Origin of the sequence: Bacteroides mucinivorans (assembly GCF_034654355.2) — a bacterium.
Taxonomy (GTDB): domain Bacteria; phylum Bacteroidota; class Bacteroidia; order Bacteroidales; family Bacteroidaceae; genus Bacteroides; species Bacteroides nordii.
In genome coordinates, this window is sequence record NZ_CP178179.1 from 4,044,335 (window position 1) to 4,066,020 (window position 21,686).

18 protein-coding genes are annotated in these 21,686 nt (G+C 37.4%); 5 read left to right on the forward strand and 13 right to left on the reverse strand.

Going from position 1 to position 21,686, the window contains the following annotated elements:
• Nucleotides 1-54: 54 nt before the first annotated feature.
• From VCM39_RS15440 to VCM39_RS15460, 5 genes are all read right to left on the reverse strand, one after another.
• A complete protein-coding gene (locus VCM39_RS15440; protein ID WP_322932901.1) occupies nucleotides 55-1,920 on the reverse strand; it encodes a T9SS type A sorting domain-containing protein in 1,866 nt (621 codons plus the stop codon).
• 80 nt (nucleotides 1,921-2,000) lie between these two features.
• Nucleotides 2,001-4,178 carry a GH92 family glycosyl hydrolase gene (locus tag VCM39_RS15445; RefSeq protein ID WP_221648581.1) on the reverse strand — a complete coding sequence of 726 codons (2,178 nt, stop codon included), beginning with the start codon at nucleotides 4,176-4,178 and terminating at the stop codon, nucleotides 2,001-2,003.
• A 325-nt stretch (nucleotides 4,179-4,503) separates the two neighbouring features.
• Nucleotides 4,504-6,924 (reverse strand): hypothetical protein, encoded by a 2,421-nt coding sequence (locus VCM39_RS15450; RefSeq protein ID WP_322932900.1) that lies wholly within the window; start codon nucleotides 6,922-6,924, stop codon nucleotides 4,504-4,506.
• A gap of 547 nt (nucleotides 6,925-7,471) precedes the next feature.
• Nucleotides 7,472-8,368, reverse strand: coding sequence for a LysR substrate-binding domain-containing protein (locus VCM39_RS15455; RefSeq protein ID WP_322932899.1), 897 nt, complete (start codon nucleotides 8,366-8,368; stop codon nucleotides 7,472-7,474).
• Nucleotides 8,369-8,411: 43 nt separating this feature from the next.
• A complete protein-coding gene (locus tag VCM39_RS15460; RefSeq protein WP_221648584.1) occupies nucleotides 8,412-8,990 on the reverse strand; it encodes a DUF6621 family protein in 579 nt (192 codons plus the stop codon).
• A 423-nt stretch (nucleotides 8,991-9,413) separates the two neighbouring features.
• On the opposite strand from VCM39_RS15460, the gene clpB reads away from it, so the two are divergent.
• On the forward strand, nucleotides 9,414-12,002 hold the full coding sequence (clpB, locus tag VCM39_RS15465) for an ATP-dependent chaperone ClpB (RefSeq protein WP_322932898.1): 2,589 nt from the start codon (nucleotides 9,414-9,416) through the stop codon (nucleotides 12,000-12,002).
• A gap of 71 nt (nucleotides 12,003-12,073) precedes the next feature.
• Here clpB and VCM39_RS15470 read toward each other — a convergent pair whose 3' ends face one another.
• The 6 genes from VCM39_RS15470 to nusB form a co-directional block, all read right to left on the reverse strand.
• Complete coding sequence (locus VCM39_RS15470; protein WP_221648586.1) at nucleotides 12,074-12,313, reverse strand: hypothetical protein; 240 nt, start codon at nucleotides 12,311-12,313, stop codon at nucleotides 12,074-12,076.
• A gap of 493 nt (nucleotides 12,314-12,806) precedes the next feature.
• Complete coding sequence (locus VCM39_RS15475) at nucleotides 12,807-13,241, reverse strand: DUF5606 domain-containing protein (protein ID WP_221648587.1); 435 nt, start codon at nucleotides 13,239-13,241, stop codon at nucleotides 12,807-12,809.
• Between the two features lie 104 nt (nucleotides 13,242-13,345).
• A complete protein-coding gene (coaE, locus tag VCM39_RS15480) occupies nucleotides 13,346-13,954 on the reverse strand; it encodes a dephospho-CoA kinase (RefSeq protein WP_322932897.1) in 609 nt (202 codons plus the stop codon).
• The gene (locus VCM39_RS15485) at nucleotides 13,944-14,957 is read right to left on the reverse strand and encodes a YbbR-like domain-containing protein (protein ID WP_322932896.1); all 1,014 of its coding nucleotides are present in this window, start codon (nucleotides 14,955-14,957) and stop codon (nucleotides 13,944-13,946) included. Before VCM39_RS15485 ends, coaE begins: the two co-directional genes overlap by 11 nt.
• A gap of 22 nt (nucleotides 14,958-14,979) precedes the next feature.
• Complete coding sequence (yajC, locus tag VCM39_RS15490; RefSeq protein WP_221648590.1) at nucleotides 14,980-15,303, reverse strand: preprotein translocase subunit YajC; 324 nt, start codon at nucleotides 15,301-15,303, stop codon at nucleotides 14,980-14,982.
• A gap of 42 nt (nucleotides 15,304-15,345) precedes the next feature.
• Nucleotides 15,346-16,272: a transcription antitermination factor NusB gene (gene nusB / locus VCM39_RS15495; RefSeq protein ID WP_221648591.1), complete on the reverse strand. Its 927-nt coding sequence runs from the start codon at nucleotides 16,270-16,272 to the stop codon at nucleotides 15,346-15,348.
• Between the two features lie 168 nt (nucleotides 16,273-16,440).
• Here nusB and VCM39_RS15500 point away from each other — a divergent pair, with 168 nt between their 5' ends.
• The 4 genes from VCM39_RS15500 (at nucleotide 16,441) to VCM39_RS15515 (ending at nucleotide 18,718) form a co-directional block, all read left to right on the forward strand.
• Nucleotides 16,441-16,803 (forward strand): DUF3276 family protein, encoded by a 363-nt coding sequence (locus VCM39_RS15500; protein ID WP_322932895.1) that lies wholly within the window; start codon nucleotides 16,441-16,443, stop codon nucleotides 16,801-16,803.
• Between the two features lie 135 nt (nucleotides 16,804-16,938).
• Complete coding sequence (locus VCM39_RS15505) at nucleotides 16,939-17,529, forward strand: 50S ribosomal protein L25/general stress protein Ctc (RefSeq protein WP_221648593.1); 591 nt, start codon at nucleotides 16,939-16,941, stop codon at nucleotides 17,527-17,529.
• Between the two features lie 101 nt (nucleotides 17,530-17,630).
• Complete coding sequence (gene pth / locus VCM39_RS15510; protein ID WP_221648594.1) at nucleotides 17,631-18,194, forward strand: aminoacyl-tRNA hydrolase; 564 nt, start codon at nucleotides 17,631-17,633, stop codon at nucleotides 18,192-18,194.
• 95 nt (nucleotides 18,195-18,289) lie between these two features.
• Nucleotides 18,290-18,718, forward strand: a complete 429-nt coding sequence (locus VCM39_RS15515) for an RNA-binding S4 domain-containing protein (RefSeq protein WP_221648595.1) — start codon at nucleotides 18,290-18,292, stop codon at nucleotides 18,716-18,718.
• Nucleotides 18,719-18,800: 82 nt separating this feature from the next.
• Here VCM39_RS15515 and VCM39_RS15520 read toward each other — a convergent pair whose 3' ends face one another.
• Nucleotides 18,801-19,226, reverse strand: coding sequence for an HIT family protein (locus tag VCM39_RS15520; RefSeq protein ID WP_322932894.1), 426 nt, complete (start codon nucleotides 19,224-19,226; stop codon nucleotides 18,801-18,803).
• A 153-nt stretch (nucleotides 19,227-19,379) separates the two neighbouring features.
• Nucleotides 19,380-21,632: a cation:proton antiporter gene (locus VCM39_RS15525; RefSeq protein ID WP_221648597.1), complete on the reverse strand. Its 2,253-nt coding sequence runs from the start codon at nucleotides 21,630-21,632 to the stop codon at nucleotides 19,380-19,382.
• Nucleotides 21,633-21,686 lie beyond the last annotated feature (54 nt).

Here is a 21,686-nt window from a genome sequence, read left to right on the forward strand (position 1 = left end):
AATTCACAGAAAGGTGCATAAACCTTTTCAAAGCACCTTTCTGCGTTTTATTTTTTATTTCAATATCTTTTCAGAATATACCTTTCCATTTTTGTCTACTATCCGCACGATGTAAATACCCTTTGCCAGATTCCGTATATTAACAGATGTAACGTTCACAGCAACAGGGATGCACGGCATACCAAAAGATGTATATATTTGAACCGATGCAACTTCTTCAGAAAAATACAAAGTTCCCGTAGGATGATTCAAATAAACATGTACCTGAGAATCTACTTTAAATTCATTGACGGAAGAAGCAACTCCATTATACTCGAAAGCACCTAAGTCTCTGGAATTACCAGTTTTAGCAACACCTCTTATATCAGTTTGCGGAATCAACTCCTCTCCTTCATATATCAACGAAGAAACTCCATTATCAATAGCATATCCTTCAGGGTCATTGATCTCGATATAAGGAATACCTTCTGTCGGTTCGGTTAACTTACGATCAATTCCCACTTGTTTCAGTTTCTGGTCAGTAGACTTGCCGCGAACACTTTTATTGTTATTTGCCGTAGCAATATCTTCATTATTAAAATGATATAAAAATCCGGCACCCCAAGTTGCATCATACGCTCCACCTACACCATCAATTAAATTATTCTTAATAATATATTCACCTGTCGATCTGGCATCTTTTTCCCGGATTGACCATCCCCAACCTAACTGGTCAACCATTGTTCCGTCACCTTTATCGATAGGTTCTATCATACAATCCAACATAATATTATTAACAAAAACCAAATCGAAATCACCACCAAAATCACTGAAATTTATGGCATTCTGGTCTGTCTGAACTAATCCGTCAACACCTGTATTGTTCATCATGGACGTATTGTTTACAAAAACAAAACTTCCCGACATTCCTAAAGTAGGCGCTGATTTCTGAGAAGTAATAAGATTCGCTTGCGGGCCTTCCGTACGATTTTTGTAAAATACATTATTAACAAACTTCAAGTTTACATTTCCTTGTTCACATCTTGCCCAGTGCATGAATCCACTGGCACCTACAGACTTATTGTTTGATACCGTACAATTCATAAATGTTACATTTGCATTACATTCCTCATTAAGAAATAAACGTACGCCACCTGCTGTAGCATTTCTGGCTGTATTAGTAGCTACGTTAGAATCAAAAAAACACTTGTCAAAAGCAATATCCATCTCCATACCTTCTATGTATAAAGCCCCTCCGGAAGCTCCACTACCATTTTCAACCGTACCGTCTCCCGTTTCATTATTTCTGAATATACAATCTTCAAATCGGGCATAAATAGGATTCTCAGATTCTCTCAGACAAACGGCACCTCCTTGATAAGCTTTACATCCTTCAAAAATTGTATTTTTTACAATCAGTTTACCTTCACTGCAAATAGCGCCTCCACGACAGTTTACTCCAGTAGTAACCACTCCGTTTCTTACAACAACATTATTAAGGTTCAACTCCGAATACGGATCTACGTATATCATACCACCAGATCCGGTTCCCCCGTCCCGATGCAAATTCTTCAGCGTAATATCCTCCAAATTCAATTTCACTCTTCTCAAATCAAAGAAACTTGAAACATTCATTTCTCCATCATTAAACTCATCATCATTCACCCCCATTATTGCAGCTTCAGGAGTACCTCCTTTTATTGTAACTTCTTTGATAGTAGCCTCCTTACTTACGTCAATTACCGGGTCCAAATAGATTTCATCCAATACGATAATTGTACATCCATCTGTCCAATTATCAGCATTTAGTGAATACCAAGGTTGTTCTTTAGTTCCAGGATTGTCATCACTTCCACTCGAACTTACATAAAAAGTTTCTTGGGCTGATAAATTTGACTGCCAGCACAATGCCAATACCAGAGAGTAAAATAAGTTTTTCATAAATTTCAAATTTTAATGTTTAACATAAGCTCTATTACTACATTTATATCAAAGTACTTTAATGTTCAGATTATAACCTATCAGTGCTCGTTGCTCATTACAAACTCTAACGTTCCACCCCGCATAATATCATCATATGAGATTTTATGATCTCTGATTTGCCTTCCATTCAACTTAACCGATTCCACATATTTATTCTCCTTAGACAAATCATGCGCTATCATTGTGAATACTTTTCCATTCTTCAATTTTATTTGTGCCCGAGGAATCTGAGGGGCACCAATTACATATTCAAGACTGACCGGATTCACAGGATAAAATCCTAATGCACTGAATATATACCAGGCTGACATCTGACCACAATCATCATTCCCACATAGCCCATCAGGTTTTGGTAAATAGAAACGATCAAATACTTCACGGACTAATTCAGCTGTACGATCATTCTTCCCAAGTAAAGTATACATATATATTACATGATGACTCGGTTCGTTTCCATGAGCATATTGACCTATCAGGCCTGTTACATCTCCAACAAATCCAGTCTGATCAGCAGATTGTTCAATAACAAAAAGTGAATCCAGCTTCATTATCATCTTATCTGTTCCCCCCATTAACTCGGTCAATCCTGCTATATCTTGTTGTACATGCCATGTATATTGCCAAGCATTCCCTTCAGTATAATCACCACCGGCAGTCCCGGCATGAGATAAATGAAAAACATTGAATGGTGTACGCCATTTGCCGTTGGAATCTTTTCCACGCATCAACCTCGTTTCATTATCAAATAGATTTTTATAACTCGCCGAACGTTTCATAAAAAAATCATAATCATCACTTTTACCCAGTTTCTTGGCCAACTGTGCTGCACAATAATCATCATAAGCTCCCTCCAATGTACGAGAAACAGATTCTTCTTCTACAATGTCAAAAGGAAAATATCCATATCGGTCATAGGCCTCTACATCATATTTAAAATGAGAAACTGTCAAAGATTTCTTGATCAAATGATAAGCCTGTTCCACATCAATTCCTGGAAAGTTTTTCAAACAGGCTTCTACAATAACCGGGACTGCATGATTACCAATCATACAATGTGTCTCTTTTCCCCATAATGTCCAAATCGGTAGATACCCTTGGCATTCGGCATGCAGTAACATAGAATTTACCATATCGGGAAGTAACTCTGGAGTAAGAATGGTATATAGAGGATGAGCAGCCCGATAAGTATCCCATAAGGAAAAAGTAGAATAATATATTCCAAAAGGAGAAAGAGAAACTGAATCTTTCGCATTTTTATATTGTCCGTTTACATCAGCTACATTATTAGGTTGTATCAGTAAATGATACAAAGCCGTATAAAAATTTATTTTCTGTTCATCAGTACCTTCAATTTCAATTCGTGACAAGTAATTCTCCCATTTATTTTCAGCCTCTTTTCGAACCGTATCAAAATCCCAATGTTCCAATTCCAAATTCAGATTTTTTTTAGCTCCCTCAATACTAACCATTGAAAAAGCAACTTTTATCTGTACCTCTCTTTCATCAGCTAAACGAATTATCTTACGAGGAGCCTTATCTTCACGTCCATCTTCCGCATCTTCAAATGTTGCAATCGGTTTATCTAACTTTATTACATAAAAGAGATCGCGTTCAACCCAAGCCTTCACTCGCTGATAACCAGTTATAGTATACATATCCTCTTTCTGTATGTTGGCATCAAGTACTCTGTTATTGTAACTATTTTCACTTCCAACCATTCCATTCTGAAAGTTAATGTATATTGCAGGATTCTCTTTTTCAAACTGATACCGATGCATAGCAACATGCGAAGTAGCTGTTAGCTCTACTTTTACCGAATTATCAATCAGTTCTACAGAATAGTAACCAGGATTAGCCACTTCTGAATCCTTCCGATAAGTACTTTGAAAATCCTTTGTATCCTTCCCTGAAAATGGCATAATCAGTATATCACCCATATCCGGTACTCCTGTCCCATTCAACCGATTTTGAGAGAATCCTGATATCAAGGTATCTTCATAACGATATCCGGCACAGTAATCCCAACCAATACATCCGGTCTGAGGACCAGGTTGTACCATCCCCAAAGGATAAGTCGCCCCCGGAAAGGTATGCCCTGTATAAGTAGTACCTATAAAAGGGTCTACATATCGATTTAACTCAGAAGATATTTGTTTGTTACCAGAACATGAAACAAATAATAATGTAACATATAGAAAAGGAATACGGCTTTTCATGGGTTCAATACTTAAGATAATTCTTTGATTAATAATTTGCTTTCCTTTGTTTTCTACAGAGTACCAAAATCTATAGAACACAGATCAAGTACCAAAAACTTAAGCAAATGTATGTGTATGAACCTAATAAAAGATTAACCAGACCTTAATTGGAGTAATTTATTAAAAACAAAAACATAACCCACTGGAAACATGATTATTAAACCCGCAAAAAAAATAAGATTCAATCAAGTTTACACACCTTAATTGAATCTTAATTTATCATTAATGGACTAAAACGCTTTAAAATACAGTCTTTAAAACAGAAGTACAATGGGAATATCTACTATGATATAACTTCGTCATAACTAATTTCAGGATAAGTATTAAGTAAACGCAAATACTCTTGTGCGAATTTATCAAAACACTGTTTGGAAGCACCTTTCTGTCCAAGCAAAAACAAAGCACGGCATTTTATTCTCACAGCTTCCTCATCTATATTATCATGAAGCAATATCACATTAGCAATTTTCACCTGTAAATTCAAATCTGATTCTACCTCCGGCAACAATACTGATTTTAAAAGAACTTCTATCAAAAGAGTCGAATACTCCGATTTGTATCCATCTGCCCATTCTGCATTCAAATTAGGAAGAAGAGTCCCATTCTGAGCAATATCTAAAATGGCATTTAATATATTCGCACTAACCCTCTGTTCTTCTTTAGTCTTTTTTAATAAAAGCATTATATTTTTATAATCACAGAGCACTTCATTCCCCATCTCTACAAACCAATAAGACGTCTTATTGACAATACTAATATCACCAACTTTCTCTAATAATAATCTAAGCTTGCGTACATTGACACTTCTATTATTCGATGCACTGGCTTTATCCATTTCAAACCAGAATGTTTCATCCAATTTCTCCGAAGTAACCTTCTTTCCGTCTTTTACAGTACTTAATAAAAGATATAAGAAAATCTGCTTAACGATAGGAGTGAAATTATCAGTAATATCTACTCCTTCTTTATCAAAGACCTGAAATCCCCCCAAAAGCTTTACAGTAGAAACCGGAGTTTTTAATTCAACAGCAGGCGTCTTTGCTGCACTCTCGGAAAATGAAGGGATACTTTTTGCAGGAGGAGTTTCTCTTCGTTTTCTTCTTACGCAAAAGAAAACAATAAAAAATAAAACAATGAGTAATAAAAAGCATATTACCAAAATCAATTGATTACTTTTTTTCTCAGCCAATGCACTCTTCTGAATAACATCCGAGACCTTTAACGGAGGATATGACAAAGAATAAATATCCACATTAAAATTATCCGATTGATTTTTCTGCATTAAGACTGCATATAAGATAGATTTCTCCTTGTCCAATATAAGATCACAAAACGATTCCATATCCAAAAAGTTATATGGAATAGAATCGGCAATAATAGAGACGGAGCCATCTGTAAGACTCACTTCACACAGACTTAATAAGGTATGAAAACGATTATTATCATAAGCCAGTGCATATGCTTTATCTTTATCAATTATCATTGAGTTTGAAAAAGTTACCGGTACTCTCGGAACAGTCAAATCAAACAACTTTTTGCAAGTTTGATTTCGAGAATCCATTTCATACAGATCATAAAAGTTCTTGGGAGATTCTTCCTGTTTTCCAGATATACTACCATATCCTCCCAGAAGCAAAAATTTCCCCTTACCCAAATAACCTAAAGCACTCAAATAACGCGGAGAGATATCCTTTGACATATTCTTTATATCCCAAACACCACTGTCTAATGGATGTGTAGATAACCACGCCTTATAAGACTGATAGCCATATCCTCCAAACGTAACCAGCTGCCTTTTTTCCATATCAATAAAACGATTATGGTGGTGTGCCGGTGCAAACCTCTGGTCCAGCTTATCTCCTGACCACTCATTCTTTGCAAAATCATAAAGAATAAAATCGGGATATAGCAAACTATAAGAAACCAATCGGTAGTTTATACAATCATATATCATCTGGCTACTCCCCCCTGCACCAAAAGGAGAACCTTTTTGAGTTTTAATTCTTTTGATACGAAAATTATCCATATTAAAGAAAATCATAGAATCAGAAGTAGCAATAAAAAGTCGATTCTGAATAGAATCAAAAGCTATCTGAGCATATCTCTCCGACACAGGAATAGATGTTTCTTTTTGCCATTTTATATATTTATCAATATCCCAACTTCCATTCTCTACTATCGCTTCTTTACTACAGATATCATCATACACCTTTGTACCTGCATATTTATCTAATTTCCAGAAATAGAGTAAATCCCCTTTATCATTCCGAACGGCAACATCTTTTATTGAAATCGGAGGTACATCTGAACTGTAAAACACTTTAGTCCAATTTCTACCAAAATTAATTCTGATATCATCTAATTTATTAAAAGAATAAGGTATCGTCTGGATATTATCATTAATAGAACAAATAATTTTGTCTTGCTTGAAATTAATCTTCATTTTACTCCAGTCTTCCCTATTTTTAGGTAACGATATTTTAAAATCAACATTAGCTAAAGCTTTATCATCATTAATCAATACAAAATTAAGTTTAGAAGCATTTATATTCGATATTATATCAAAACTATTAGTACCAGAAGTAACCCTACATATATAACCATAAGTCTGTACCCCTGGATTAAATTTAATATCAAGCTCTAATGAAAAACCATCCTGAAACGAAAAAGGATCATCCGGAGTTAAATTCAAAGACGTTCTCACATCTTGATTTACAGTATGAGAATAAAAGGTCAAGCCATAATGAATGTTACTTCCATTCACTTTAAAAAACGAGAAACAAAAAAACAGTAATAGATATATTCTTCGCATAACAACAAGCCCTCATCAACGGAATAAAAATGTTAAAATAGTATTTTACAAAAGGTTTAATTATCAATTTTATCATAAAAGGTAAATTACTCATATGGTAATATCCTCTGCAAATATTCACTAAAATTCCAAGAATAAGCAAACAAATAGCCGTAAATCTTATATATAAAAACCAGGAACTATCAATCTTTTCAAGTTTTTATAGCATAAAAAGCGTGGAACTGTATCCTGCATTTGTTGGAATGAGACATAACGCCTCTCTTTAATAAGACAGTGAGTTTATCGCTATAATCTCATTGCAAAAATATAAAAACTTGCCAATAAAATTAGGTTATATTGCCAGTTTTTACAGAATAAACCTTTTCTCAGATAGGATATTCAAAACAAACATTCAATATATGATTCGGATGATTTACTCTCATTACGACCAATCCTCTACTCACATTTTTTTACCATAATGCATCGCAAACTGCATAAACACCTGTGACAGCCCTCCCTCTTGTCCCTGCTGATGTACAAAACAGAATTCCCTCAACATCTGCATTCCTTTTATTTCAATTACCCGGAAAGCACCAGAAACTAATTCTTTGGTTATAGAACGGATAGACACAATACCCATACAATCGGTATTCTCGAGAAAGAGCTTGATGCTTTCTGTACTACCGAGATACATCAGAACATTAAGTGCAGACAATTTTATATTATGTTGTAACAAAGCACGTTCAAAAACATCAAGCGTACCAGAACCGCGTTCACGAAGCACAAGAGGAATGCCTGGCAAGTCTTCGGGAGTTATTTCATCCGGTAGCGAAAGTTTACTTTGAGTATGTACCACAGCTACCAGCTCATCATCTAAAAAAGTCGTATATTTCAGATTTGGTAAACGAAAGATACCCTCAACTAAGCCTAAGTCAATCCGATGTTCTTGTAACGCAGCCTCTATTCCACGAGAATTCCCATTCAGCAAAGACAGATTTACCTGTGGAAATTTACGAATAAAATTTCCAAGTAGAGGTGGAAGTACATATTGGGCAATGGTAGTACTGGCTCCAAGTTTTAATTCACCTATATAATCACCATGTAGAAGATGCATTTCATATTCCAACCGCTTATAGGCATCAAGAATGCGTTCGCTATGCTCCAGAAGCAATTTCCCAGCTTCTGTGAGAGAAATTTTATTCCCTTGCCGATCGAAAAGCCGTACCTGATAACAGGTTTCCAATTCCTGGATATGTTTTGTTATGGCAGGTTGACTTACAAAAAGCTCCTGAGAGGCTTTAGTAAAACTGAGATTCTTCGCTACACTCTGAAATACTTTCAAACGAAAATCGGACATATAAGTAGTGATTAACGATTAGTAACAGGTGAAAAAAAGACTCCTATAATTCGTCTCCTTTAATTCCCAATGCTTGCATCAATGGGTATGCCAGCATCTCCCACTGATACTCTATAGTCTCTTCCGATTCATTCACCCGGAACTGAATAATCTCTTTTTCTTTTACTTTATTCAAAACAGCAGTCACTTTATTACCATACTCTTCATTGAAAGAAAGCACAATCAGCTTTTTCACATCTGCCGAGTCAAGGACTATCTGCAATAAATCAAGAAACAGCTCTTCACGAGTCACCATCCCTTCGCAGGGTACTCCTGCGAAAGAAAACTCTCCAAACTGATCTGAAAAGGCAACCCCATCAAGCTCTTTTTTCAAATCTGACGGATTACAGAAAGCCAGATTAGAAGAATCCTGATCGTACACAAATAACAGTTGCACTTTATTATCTCCTTCTTCAATACCGGCATCCAATGCCAGATAGGTAGTTAGCAAGGATAAATCAATTTCCTGTAGCGGACGATTTAACACATTCTCGAAATATCTCTTCAAATCTGACACTATGAAATTCAGAAATGCGGCATCAACGAGTATCACTATCTCAGGAAGTTTTATCTTTTCATCCATAAAAATCTTATTCTTATCTATTTATTTGCGGATAAAGATACAATAAAGCTTTTATACAGATAGCATTAATCTTCTAAAAGTTTTGGTACAAACAGGAATGGTGTAAGGAAAGAGTAGAAATTCAAAGTTGTTTCAAAGCTTTGAGAAAAAATTCTCAAAGCATATGAAACAACACTCTCAACGTATTGAGAAAAGACTCTCAATAGGTTGAAACACTTTTCTCAATACGTTGAAACAAAATGAAACATTAAAGAGGCTGAGAACTTCTCCGCAAACAACATTGCACATAAATATAAGAGCAGGACATTTTGTCAACCTATTATCTAAAATTACTGAAAAAATGGCATAATATGTGCATTGGCAAATCTTTTGCGCCCTTTCAGTGTTATTAGAAACGTGAAAATAAGAAAGGAGACATAAGATATGAACTTTAACAACTTTACCATTAAGTCACAAGAAGCGGTGCAGGAGGCCGTCAATTTGGTCAAAGCCCGAGGGCAACAGGCCATCGAGCCGGTCCATCTACTAACGGGAGTAATGAAGGTAGGTGAGAACGTTACCAACTTCATTTTTCAGAAATTGGGAGTAAACGGACAACAGATTGCACTGGTTGTTGATAAACAAATTGACTCATTGCCAAAAGTTTCCGGTGGAGAACCTTATCTGAGCAGAGAGTCAAATGAAGTACTTCAGAAAGCAACCCAGTATTCCAAAGAAATGGGTGACGAGTTTGTTTCACTGGAACATCTGTTATTGGCTTTATTGACTGTAAAAAGTACCGCCTCTACCATTCTCAAGGATGCAGGTATGGCGGAAAAAGAATTACGAAGCGCTATCAGCGAACTGCGCAAAGGAGAGAAAGTTACTTCACAATCAAGCGAAGATACTTATCAGTCACTCGAAAAATATGCTATCAACCTAAACGAAGCAGCACGTAGCGGTAAACTCGATCCGGTAATCGGACGGGATGAAGAGATACGGCGTGTACTACAGATATTGAGCCGCCGTACAAAAAACAATCCTATCCTGATCGGTGAGCCAGGTACCGGTAAAACGGCTATTGTAGAAGGTTTGGCACATCGTATATTAAGAGGTGACGTACCTGAAAACCTGAGAGACAAACAAGTATACTCTTTGGATATGGGTGCATTGGTAGCAGGAGCCAAATATAAAGGTGAATTTGAGGAACGATTGAAATCAGTGGTCAATGAAGTAATGAAATCCGAAGGAAACATCATTCTATTCATTGATGAAATACACACACTGGTAGGTGCCGGAAAAGGTGAAGGTGCCATGGACGCTGCCAACATTCTAAAACCGGCATTGGCTCGTGGAGAACTGCGTGCTATCGGTGCTACCACTCTTGATGAGTATCAAAAATACTTTGAAAAGGATAAAGCATTGGAACGCCGTTTCCAGATTGTACAAGTGGATGAACCAGATACTCTGAGTACTATTTCTATCCTCCGTGGATTGAAAGAGCGCTACGAAAATCACCATCACGTACGTATTAAAGATGATGCTATCATCGCTGCAGTAGAATTGAGTAGCCGTTATATCACCGATCGTTTTTTACCGGATAAGGCTATCGACCTCATGGATGAGGCAGCAGCCAAGTTACGTATGGAAGTAGATTCTGTTCCGGAAGACTTGGATGAGATTTCACGTAAAATCAAACAATTGGAGATTGAACGTGAAGCCATCAAGCGTGAAAAGGATCAACCCAAATTGGATACAATAGGCAAAGAGATAGCCGAATTGAAGGAACAGGAGAAATCATTCAAAGCGAAATGGCAAAGTGAGAAATCACTGATGGATAAGATTCAGCAAAACAAAGTGGAAATTGAAAATCTGAAGTTTGAAGCTGAAAAAGCTGAACGTGAGGGTGATTACGGAAAAGTAGCCGAGATACGTTATGGAAAGTTACAGGCTTTAGACCAGGAAATAAAAGAGACACAAGAAGAGCTGAAACAAATGCAGGGAGGTTCTGCAATGATTAAAGAGGAAGTAGATGCTGAGGACATTGCTGATGTGGTATCCCGCTGGACAGGAATCCCCGTCAGCAAAATGCTTCAAAGTGAGAAAGACAAACTACTCCATCTTGAGGATGAACTTCACGAGCGGGTTATCGGCCAAGACGAAGCAATTGCTGCCGTAGCCGATGCAGTACGCCGTAGCCGTGCCGGACTGCAAGACCCGAAACGGCCGATTGGCTCATTTATCTTCCTGGGAACTACTGGTGTAGGTAAAACAGAATTGGCTAAAGCACTTGCTGAATTTCTGTTCGATGACGAAACAATGATGACACGTATTGACATGAGTGAATACCAGGAGAAACACAGTGTTTCTCGTTTGGTTGGAGCTCCTCCGGGATACGTAGGATATGATGAAGGCGGACAATTGACAGAAGCCATCCGGCGTAAACCATATTCAGTAGTATTGTTTGATGAAATAGAAAAGGCGCATCCGGATGTATTCAATATCCTGCTGCAGGTATTGGATGACGGGCGCTTGACGGACAATAAAGGACGTGTAGTCAATTTCAAAAACACAATCATCATCATGACTTCAAACATGGGAAGCTCCTATATACAAAGTCAAATGGAAAAACTCAATAGCTCCAACAAAGAAGAAGTAGTTGAAGAGACCAAAAAGGAAGTGATGAACATGCTGAAGAAAACAATTCGTCCGGAATTCCTGAACCGTATTGATGAAACAATCATGTTCTTACCATTAACGGAGAAAGAGATCAGGGAAATTGTTTTGCTACAGATTAAAGGTGTTCAAAAGATGCTTGCTGGCAATGGTGTAGAACTGAAACTGACAGATACTGCCATAAACTTTATAGCGCAAGCCGGTTATGATCCGGAGTTTGGTGCACGACCTGTAAAAAGAGCGATCCAACGTTATTTGCTCAATGACCTGTCGAAAAAGTTACTTGCACAAGAAGTAGATCGCAGTAAAGCAATCATCGTTGATGTTGCGGGGGATGGATTATCATTCCGCAACTAAAATAAAAACAGATCCTTATATACAATGCCAGTATGTTACACAATATACTGGCATTTTTTATAGCAAAAAACTTAATAAATAATTCTACGTACTACCACCTCACTGGCAGGATGCAGTATAACAAGTACGTAGGCTCCACGCTTCGGAAGTTCTAATGTCAATGAGGAGGAAATACATAATTCTTTTACCTGCAAATATCCGTTATCATTATACAAATAAACCATTGTATTTATAAGCAAATCACTCAGACACAATACTCCCTTTTCTGTGTCTAACTGAAACTCGAATGCTTTGTTTGACCTTTTATCCATACCCCATTTACATCTATCTTCCAGTCCCCCAAGAAGATATTTATATATAAAAGCGTGGGAACTGTTGCCATTATCGCACTTGAGGCTCTGGACTGCCACTATTCAAATAATGTACAACAACCCACGCCCAATACCATATATTTGCATATACAGCAGAGCATGAGCGCTTGTTTCCATTATTCCTGAATAGTGAAATTGTCCAGATTTCAAGTACAGAATAATATAATAAACGCCTTTGTTCTAAGTAATTACTAAACAGTCCTCCCTCCTGACTTTTCAGGAATCGGTGGATTGCAACAAAGATAAGTAAAAAAGCTCTGAATCTTATAAAGGAAAGCTCAAAAATATTCCTGTAAATATATAGTATAAGCAGAACAGAACGAGTTCCTTTTTGTTTAAAGCATTCCAATAAAAAAAGAAAAAGCGTGATAAACATCCTCAAAAGATATTTATCACGCTTCTTTTATAACTGAAAAAGATATCAGATTACATCTTATTCCGCTGTTTCTACAGCCTCCTCTTGTTCTTCTGTGGCATCTTTAAACTCAGTAATTCCATTTGTAACAAGAATGTTATACCATGAAATTAATTTTTTAATATCGGTCACATATACCCTCTCACGATCAAAATCAGGCAACACTTCTGCCAGATAAGCTCGCAATTCCTCCACAGTAGCCTTCTTAGGATCAATAGAAGCAGTTCCCACATTTTCTTTTTCCTTGATTGACTCAAGAACATCACGCAAAGGAACTTCAGCATCATTTGTATACATTGCTATATCTGCCAGAGAAATAATTTTTTCATTTCCGTAAGCCGGGAAACGCTTTTTTTCTGCGCTAACAGATTCAACAATCAGCATATTCTTTCCCTGCGAAATAAGTTTATACAATCCCGGTTTTCCGGAGATAGACAAAATAGTCTTCAACATAGTATATTCTTTTTATTTATTAGTTATTTTTTCGGTGGGCAAAGATAGTGTAAGCCAAAGACAATACAAAATAAGCAAGCCTATTTTTATTGTTAAGACAATACCTATTTTCCCGAAAGAGAAGCAATATTTTCAAATAGCAAAGAAATTAGTTCCAGAACCTGTGGAATTAATGGCACTTCGCCGTCATTAACAATTACAAACTCGGCTTGTTTACGCTTTTCTTCATCACTCATCTGGCTTTGTATACGCTTCATTATAAGTTCACGCGAGGAACAATCACGTTTGATAGCACGCCGTACACGTAGTTCCAATGGGGCATACACCATCACCACCACATCTACTTCAGCAGCAAAACCCGATTCTATTAATATGGCAGATTCCATACCTACTATAGGAGAAAGCGATTGCCTCTCTACCCAGCGACGAAAATCGTCCTTTACCTGCGGATGAATAATTTCATTGATTCGCCTTGTATGATCCGGATGCCCAAAAAGATAAGAAGCCAGAAATGCTTTATTCAGTTCACCGCCTTCAAAAACTTTGTCGCCCAGCAAAGCACAGAGTTCCTTCCGAATGAAGGGATCTGTATTTGTCAATCTTTTAGATTCAATATCGGCTATGTACACAGGAATACCCATCACTTCCAGCAATCGTGAAACAACACTTTTGCCACTACCTATACCACCGGTTATGCCTACTTTAATCGCCATTAGAAGATACTTGTTCTATAAGAAAATCAACCTTTTTAGGTGTTATACGAATATGACTCACCCCATTAGGAATAGATTTGAGTTTTACCGTATACTTATCTGAACCCAACTTTAATAGCTCTTCATAAGATATATTTATAATAAAGGAGTTTGCTTCAATCTTATAAAAGTTGTGATACCCTACCTGAAAAGTTATCTGTACCTTTGAAGGAAAAGTACGCAAAACCTTATCAGCAGGAAAATTAACTCCATGCAAAGGTACTTCAACTGTCTTTTCCGTATACATATCTACCGGAAAAGTTAAATCTACAGCATTGGGAATAAACTTAGCCCCTTTTACCTCTGCCAGAGCAACATGATGTGTCAATGTATCCGCAATATTGCTCAGGTCAACCTTACGCGTATAGGCAGTAGTTATTGTATCCAGAATAGCAATAGGAGCATAAACCAAAACAGAATCCGGTGAATAGATCGTATCGGATAGATAGTATTGCCGGGCGGCAGTCACTTTACCCTGCATTTTCACCGGAACACGTTTTGATCTACCGGTAGAGTATATGTATTCCAGTGTATCGGGCTTTACAGAAACCAACCGGGTAGATACATTCAGTTGACTCATAATTTTTTTCTCAAACTCTGACGAATAAATCCGCACATGATTATTTCGGGCACTATAGTCATTGAAATTGAGATTCACCGGAAAAAAGCTTTTCCCTAACATATAGTTTAACAAAACGGTTCCCCTGTCTTTTACCTTAATACGCAGTTCAGAAGGAGGCTCCGAGGTAATTACTACATCATTGGGAACTTCTTTCAAACGGACAGGAATAGAAAATTCCGCTTCATAATCATTGTTTAAAGTTTGAAGAAGCCAGAAACCACTGGCTATAAGGAAAAAAAATAAAAAGATCAGGAATTCCCTACTCTTTTCACTGAGTAAAAAGTTCCTAATCTTTTTAGAAAATCTCAAATAAATATACTTTATATCCCTACGTTCAAACATAGGCTTTATTTATGTTTATAGCTTATTTAGCTGGCTGCTGACTAGCAGCAGAAGCATCAGCAAAAATAGAATTCTTATCTATCTTAATTTTTACATTAGTTGCAATTTCAAGTACAATGTGGTCATCATTAATCTCTTTAATAATGCCATGTATACCTCCGGCAGTGATAACCTTTTGATTCACCTGAAGAGATTTACGGAAATTAGCAATCTCTTTTTGTTTTTTGTTCTGAGGGCGAATCATAAAGAAATACATGATAACAAACATTGCTATCAGCATAATCCACATCAGACTTCCGTCGGGACCAGCAGCAGGAGCTTGCAGTAATACAGTCAATAAATTCATAAATAATCTGTTTTAGTTTTTTAATCTATAATAGCAAAGGTATCAGTTTTTCGCCAACTTACCTTCTTTTTTTAATTGATTAACAATTCCATCCAAAGTTCCATTGATAAAGCTACCACTCTTAGCAGTGCTATAAAGCTTGGCAATCTCTACATACTCATTTAACGAAACACTGACCGGAATGTTCGGAAAACTCAGAATTTCTGCCAAAGCAGTCTGCATAATAATTACATCCATAAATGCAACACGATCCAAATCCCAGTTCTTGGTATTTTCGCTAATGAGATGGCGGTAGTAATCTGCATTCAGAATAGTACGGCGGAAAAGACGACGTGCGAATTCCTGATCTTCATCATCTTTAAATTCCGGAAGTAAAGTCTGATTTGCACCGTTCTTTTCTTCAAAACGTTTAATGGTTTTCAAAACAAATGTATCTACAATCTCTTTGTCATCATTCCAATACAAACTCTGGTCTTCTAACACCTGATCCAAAGAGTCGTTATTAAAAACAAATGCTTTGTAGAGCTTTCTCCATAGTTCACGGTCGACTTCATAAGAACTATCAGCAGAAGCCATATATTCTTTATATATATCTGACTCCACTATTTTATCATAAAGTTCTTTGATAAAATCCTGATCGTTAGCCCATGTTCTTTTTTGATTGGCTATAAACTCTGTCAATTGTTTATTTACTTCAAGTTGCGCTACGAATTTGTTTTCAACAAATTTCATGTTAGGATACAACTCTTCTTTGGTAGGTTTCAGTTTGGCTTTTGCTGTGTCAATACGTTTTTGTGCGTAGTCCGTCAATGCAATCATAAGCATCAACAAATAGTTGTAGAGGTCATAAGCCTTCGAGAGGCTAAAAAACAACTCTTTCTCCGCTGAGTCTAAATTTTTGCTGCCGTTCTGATAGTAAGCATACACTATCTGTATGATTTTTAGACGAATAAGAACTCTGTTAATCATAATCTTTAATAATACTGTTATTAACGAATTGCAAAAGTAGATATTTTTAATGAGTTTCCACAAATAAATCACATTTTTTAATGTTGTATTTCATTCTCTGCCCTTTTTCTTTTGACAGTTGAAAAAAAAGTTCCAATTTTGAAGCCGATTATAAACAGACCTAATGATATGGAAGATTTAAAAAAGAAAATGAGTATAGATATGAATGATAAAGAGATTGTATTCTCAAAGTCCATTAAGGCTGGTAAGCGTATTTATTATCTTGACGTAAAGAAAAACCGTAAAGACGAAATGTTCCTTGCCATCACTGAGAGTAAGAAAGTGATTATGAGCGAAGGTGATGACTCGCAGGTAAGTTTTGAGAAACATAAGATTTTCTTATACAAAGAAGATTTCGATAAGTTCATGACCGGACTGACTCAAGCTATAGAGTACATCAACGACCAGCAGGGACACACTGTGAAAGAGGAAGAGCTTATAGAAGGTGTACAGCCAACTGATGAAATAAAAATAGATATTGATTTTGAATAACAATTTCTTTGATATTTCAAAAAGAAAGCGTACTTTTGCACCGCTTTTTTGCAACATTGTGTGGGTATCACACCGTGTGATGGTGAATTAAGCACTCAAATCACTTAATTTAGAGTAACACAAAAAAATTAAAAAATGAAATCAATTGAAGTAAAAGGAACTGCAAGAACTATTGCAGAACGCTCTTCTGATCAAGCCAGAGCATTGAAAGCTATTCGTAAAGACAACGGTGTACCTTGTGTACTTTACGGAGGTGGTGAAAATATCCACTTTACTGTACCTGTAGAAGGTCTGCGTAATTTGGTTTATACTCCGCACATTCATGTAGTAGACCTGATTATTGATGGCAAAAAAGTAAATGCTATCCTGAAAGATATTCAGTTTCACCCAGTAAAAGACAACATTCTGCATGTTGACTTCTATCAGATTGATGAGGCTAAACCTATTGTAATGGAAGTTCCGGTACAGTTGGAAGGTCTTGCAGAAGGTGTTAAGGCCGGTGGTAAGCTGGTTTTGCAGATGCGTAAGCTGAGAGTAAAAGCTCTTTATAACATCATCCCGGAAAAATTGACAGTAAATGTTTCTCACTTAGGTCTTGGTAAGACTGTTAAAGTGGGTGAGCTGAACTATGAAGGTCTCGAATTGTTGAATGCTAAAGAAGCTGTTGTATGTGCAGTTAAATTGACTCGTGCAGCAAGAGGTGCAGCTGCTACTGCAGGAAAATAATCACAGAAATACTTCTATCAGAATATTTCGGAACGCAGATTATCACAGATTTTGGTCTGTGTTAGTCTGCGTTTCTTTTTCATTTCAATACATATTTATTTATGAAATATCTCATTGTAGGATTGGGTAATATTGGTCCCGAATATCATGAAACACGCCATAATATAGGTTTTATGGTAGTAGATGCTCTGGCAAAATTAAATAATACTCCATTCGTCAGTGGACGTTATGGTTCTACTGCTTCTTTCTCGATAAAAGGCCGGCAATTGTTGTTACTTAAACCTTCTACATTTATGAATTTAAGTGGGCTGGCTGTTCGTTACTGGATGCAGGAAGAGAAAATTCCACTGGAAAATGTACTGATTGTAGTAGATGATCTGGCATTACCATTCGGAACCCTTCGCCTGAAAGGAAAGGGAAGTGATGCCGGACACAACGGTCTGAAACATATCGCAGCTACTTTAGGAACACAAGACTATGCACGTCTGCGCTTTGGAATAGGAAATGAATTTCCGCGTGGAGGACAAGTTGATTTTGTACTCGGACATTTTACAAACGAAGATTGGAAGACAATGGATGAGCGTCTGGAAACCGCCGGAGAGATAATTAAAAGTTTTTGCCTGGCAGGAATCAACTTGACAATGAATCAGTTCAACAAAAAATAAGAACAAGTACAATTTACCATTTACAATGTACAAATTTGTAGTATGGTAAAAGGATAAGTTTAAAAATTGTAAATCGTAAAATTGTAAATATCTCTATGCCTGAAGCAAGAATAGATAAATGGATGTGGGCTGTACGTATTTTCAAGACACGTACGATTGCCGCAGAAGCCTGTAAAAAGGGACGAATCAGTATGAATGGTTCATTTGTAAAAGCAGCCCGAATGATTAAGCCTGGAGATGTTATTCAGGTGAAGAAACCTCCTATCACATATTCATTCAAGGTACTGCAAGCCATCGAAAAACGTATTGGTGCCAAATTGGTTCCCGAAGTGATGGAAAATGTAACAACGCCCGACCAATATGAATTATTAGAAATGAGCAAAATCAGTGGATTCATAGATCGTGCCCGCGGCACAGGTCGTCCTACGAAAAAAGACCGCAGAAGTATAGAAGAATTTACTACTCCGGAATTTATGGACGATTTTGACTTTGATTTCGATTTCGAAGAAGAGGGAGTTGAGTGATAAGTGGAATAGTGATAAGTGATTAGTACCATGCGGAATATGGCGCAGTAACTAATCACTTATCACTACTCACTCGCCACTATTACAAGTTTTCTTTCACCGCATCTATCAGTTCCTGATATTTGGCATCTGTCAGATAGACTTTCCCCGGATTCATCTGAAATGTAGCACCATAATCCGGTCCGTCTACATATTTAGGGGCTAAATGAAAATGCAGATGAGAGAGTTTATCAGAATAAGCACCATAATTTATTTTTTCCGGATGGAAAGCTTTATCCATCGCACGGGTCACACGAACCACATCTGCCATAAATGCATTGCGGTCTTCATCACTCAATTCATTCAAATCATTCACATGATCTTTGTATGCCACAAGGCAACGTCCACGATAGGTTTGCTCTTTAAAAAGAAACACGCGTGATACACTTAGCTGTGCAATCTCAATCATCAGATTGTGCAGCGTTTCATTGTTCTGACAGTACAGACATTCTTTAGGATCGCTTTTCATGATATAAAATTCTGTTTTAAATTTATACGAAAGCAAAGATAATGCAAACCGAGCTCAGAATAAAATGAGCTTGTTCGTTTTTTATGCCGAGATGCAGCTTATCTTCGCTTTTTGGCAAAGATAAACATATGATGTTTATCTAATGTCGATTTTTTAATTCTTTTGCCCGACTAATTGGTAAACATCCTCTTTTTCGCCAACTACCCACAACACATCCCCTTCCTCAAACGGAGCATTAACGTCCGGAGTCATCAGCATTTCTTCGCCACGTTCCACTCCAGCTATCAGACAATGATACTTATCACGAATACCCGATTCACGCAAAGTCTTGCCCAGAAAAGCACAATCAGAATCAATCATAAACTGCTTTAAAGTCATCTCACTCTTTTCAAAGACATCACTGTCTACATAAGAACCGCGCGACATATCTTCTCCAAATACATTCAATTGTTCATCCGTACCAATCACCTGAATCTTATCCATCGGAAACAACCGTACACTTCCTCCCGGAATATTAATACGCCGTTTCCCACGAAGAATTGAAACAACATGAACTCCGTATTTCTTCCCCAAATTTAGTTCAAGCAATGTTTTTCCCGACCAAAGAGATTCGCCCGGAATTTCAAAATCGGCCAGATGCAAATCGCGGGAAAGTAATCGTCCTGCATACTCAGGTTTTTTCTCTCCCATATATTCGGCCCGTACATCCCGGGAACGAAGATTTTGAAAAAACTTCCGCTCAATCAATATAGACCTTTTCTTTAGTTGGCGTGAGAGCACCATCAATACAACAAGCAATATAGCTACACCAATTATCAGCCCTATTGACGATTTAAAGAGCTGGGCAATGATAAACATAACGAATAATACCGCAATCACCATACGTAATACAATCGTTGAAACCAACGGAGCACGATTGGCACGATGAGCCTCCCAAAGAGTAGTAAACTCAGTCGAATGATTCTTCTTCACCATTATAGCACGCAGGAAAGGTGATATACATAAAATAGTAAAAGCAGCTCCCAGTAATGAGCCCCAAAATCCAGGCAGGTTTTCACGGAAGAACGGAACAACAAAACGAAACGACAGAGCTATCACAGAAATACTGACAATGGAATATACCACTACGATTCGAGCCATCGCAAAAAGAAGTTTACGCCATAGGTTTTCATGATTCAACGTTTGTGAACCAGAGGAATAACGAGTCAGGAAATTTCTCCAGGATTCGGGCAAATGCCTATCAACAAAACTGGATGCCGGCTCTGCCAAACGAATCATATAAGGAGTAAGAAAAGTAGTAATCACCGAAACTGCAACCACAATCGGATAAAGAAAATCACTCGTCACATGGAGTGCCACCCCTAATGAGGCAATAATAAAGGCAAACTCTCCAATCTGTGTCAGACTGAACCCACATTGCATGGCCGTCTTCAAAGGCTGACCTGCCAAAACAACTCCAAATGTGCCAAAGAGTGCTTGTCCTACTATGACAGCAAGAGTTATCACCAGGATAGGCAACGCATATTCCCCAATCATTGCAGGATCTACCATCATACCGACAGAAACAAAAAAGATTGCACCAAAAAGGTCTTTAACGGGTTTCACTAACCGATCTATGGACTCTGCTTCTATTGTTTCGGCAAGAATAGAGCCCATAATAAAAGCACCAAAAGCAGCAGAGAATCCGGTATTAGCAGCAATTACCACCATACCAAAACAAAGAGCCAAAGAAACAATCAGCAAAGTCTCTTCACTCATCAGCTTACGGCAACGCTTTAGAAACTCAGGAATAAGGTAAATACCGACTACGAACCAAAGAATCAGGAAGAAAAGAAGCTTACCGATACTTTCAAGCATTTCGGTACCCTCAAAGTTATTGCTCACGGCCATTGTAGAAAGCATCACCATAAGAACAATAGCAAGAATATCTTCCAATATCAGAATACTCAGTACTAATCCGGTGAATTGCTTCTTGCGTAACCCAAGATCATCAAACGCCTTATAGATAATAGTCGTTGAAGACATTGCAATCATACCTCCCAAAAAGATACAATCCATCCGTTGCCACCCAAAGCTCATCCCGACACCGGCTCCCAGCAAAATCATACAAAATATAATGGTACAAGCCGCAATAACGGCAGTCCCTCCTACTTTCACTATCTTCTTAAAACTGAATTCGAGTCCCAATGCGAACAGAAGAAATATTACACCGATATCGGCCCATGTCTTAATATTAGCGGTATCCATCACCGAAGGAGTATAAGGCATGTGAGGACTGGCAAGAAAACCGGCGACAACATACCCCAACACCAATGGCTGTTTTAGTTTTTTAAACAACAGGGTCATAATACCTGCACAAAGCAGTATCAGTGCCAGGTCGGCTATTAATGTGGGTAAGTTTGACATTTTCGTTTACTTCATTTACTTTTATTGCATACAAAAGTAAAGGAAAATCAAACT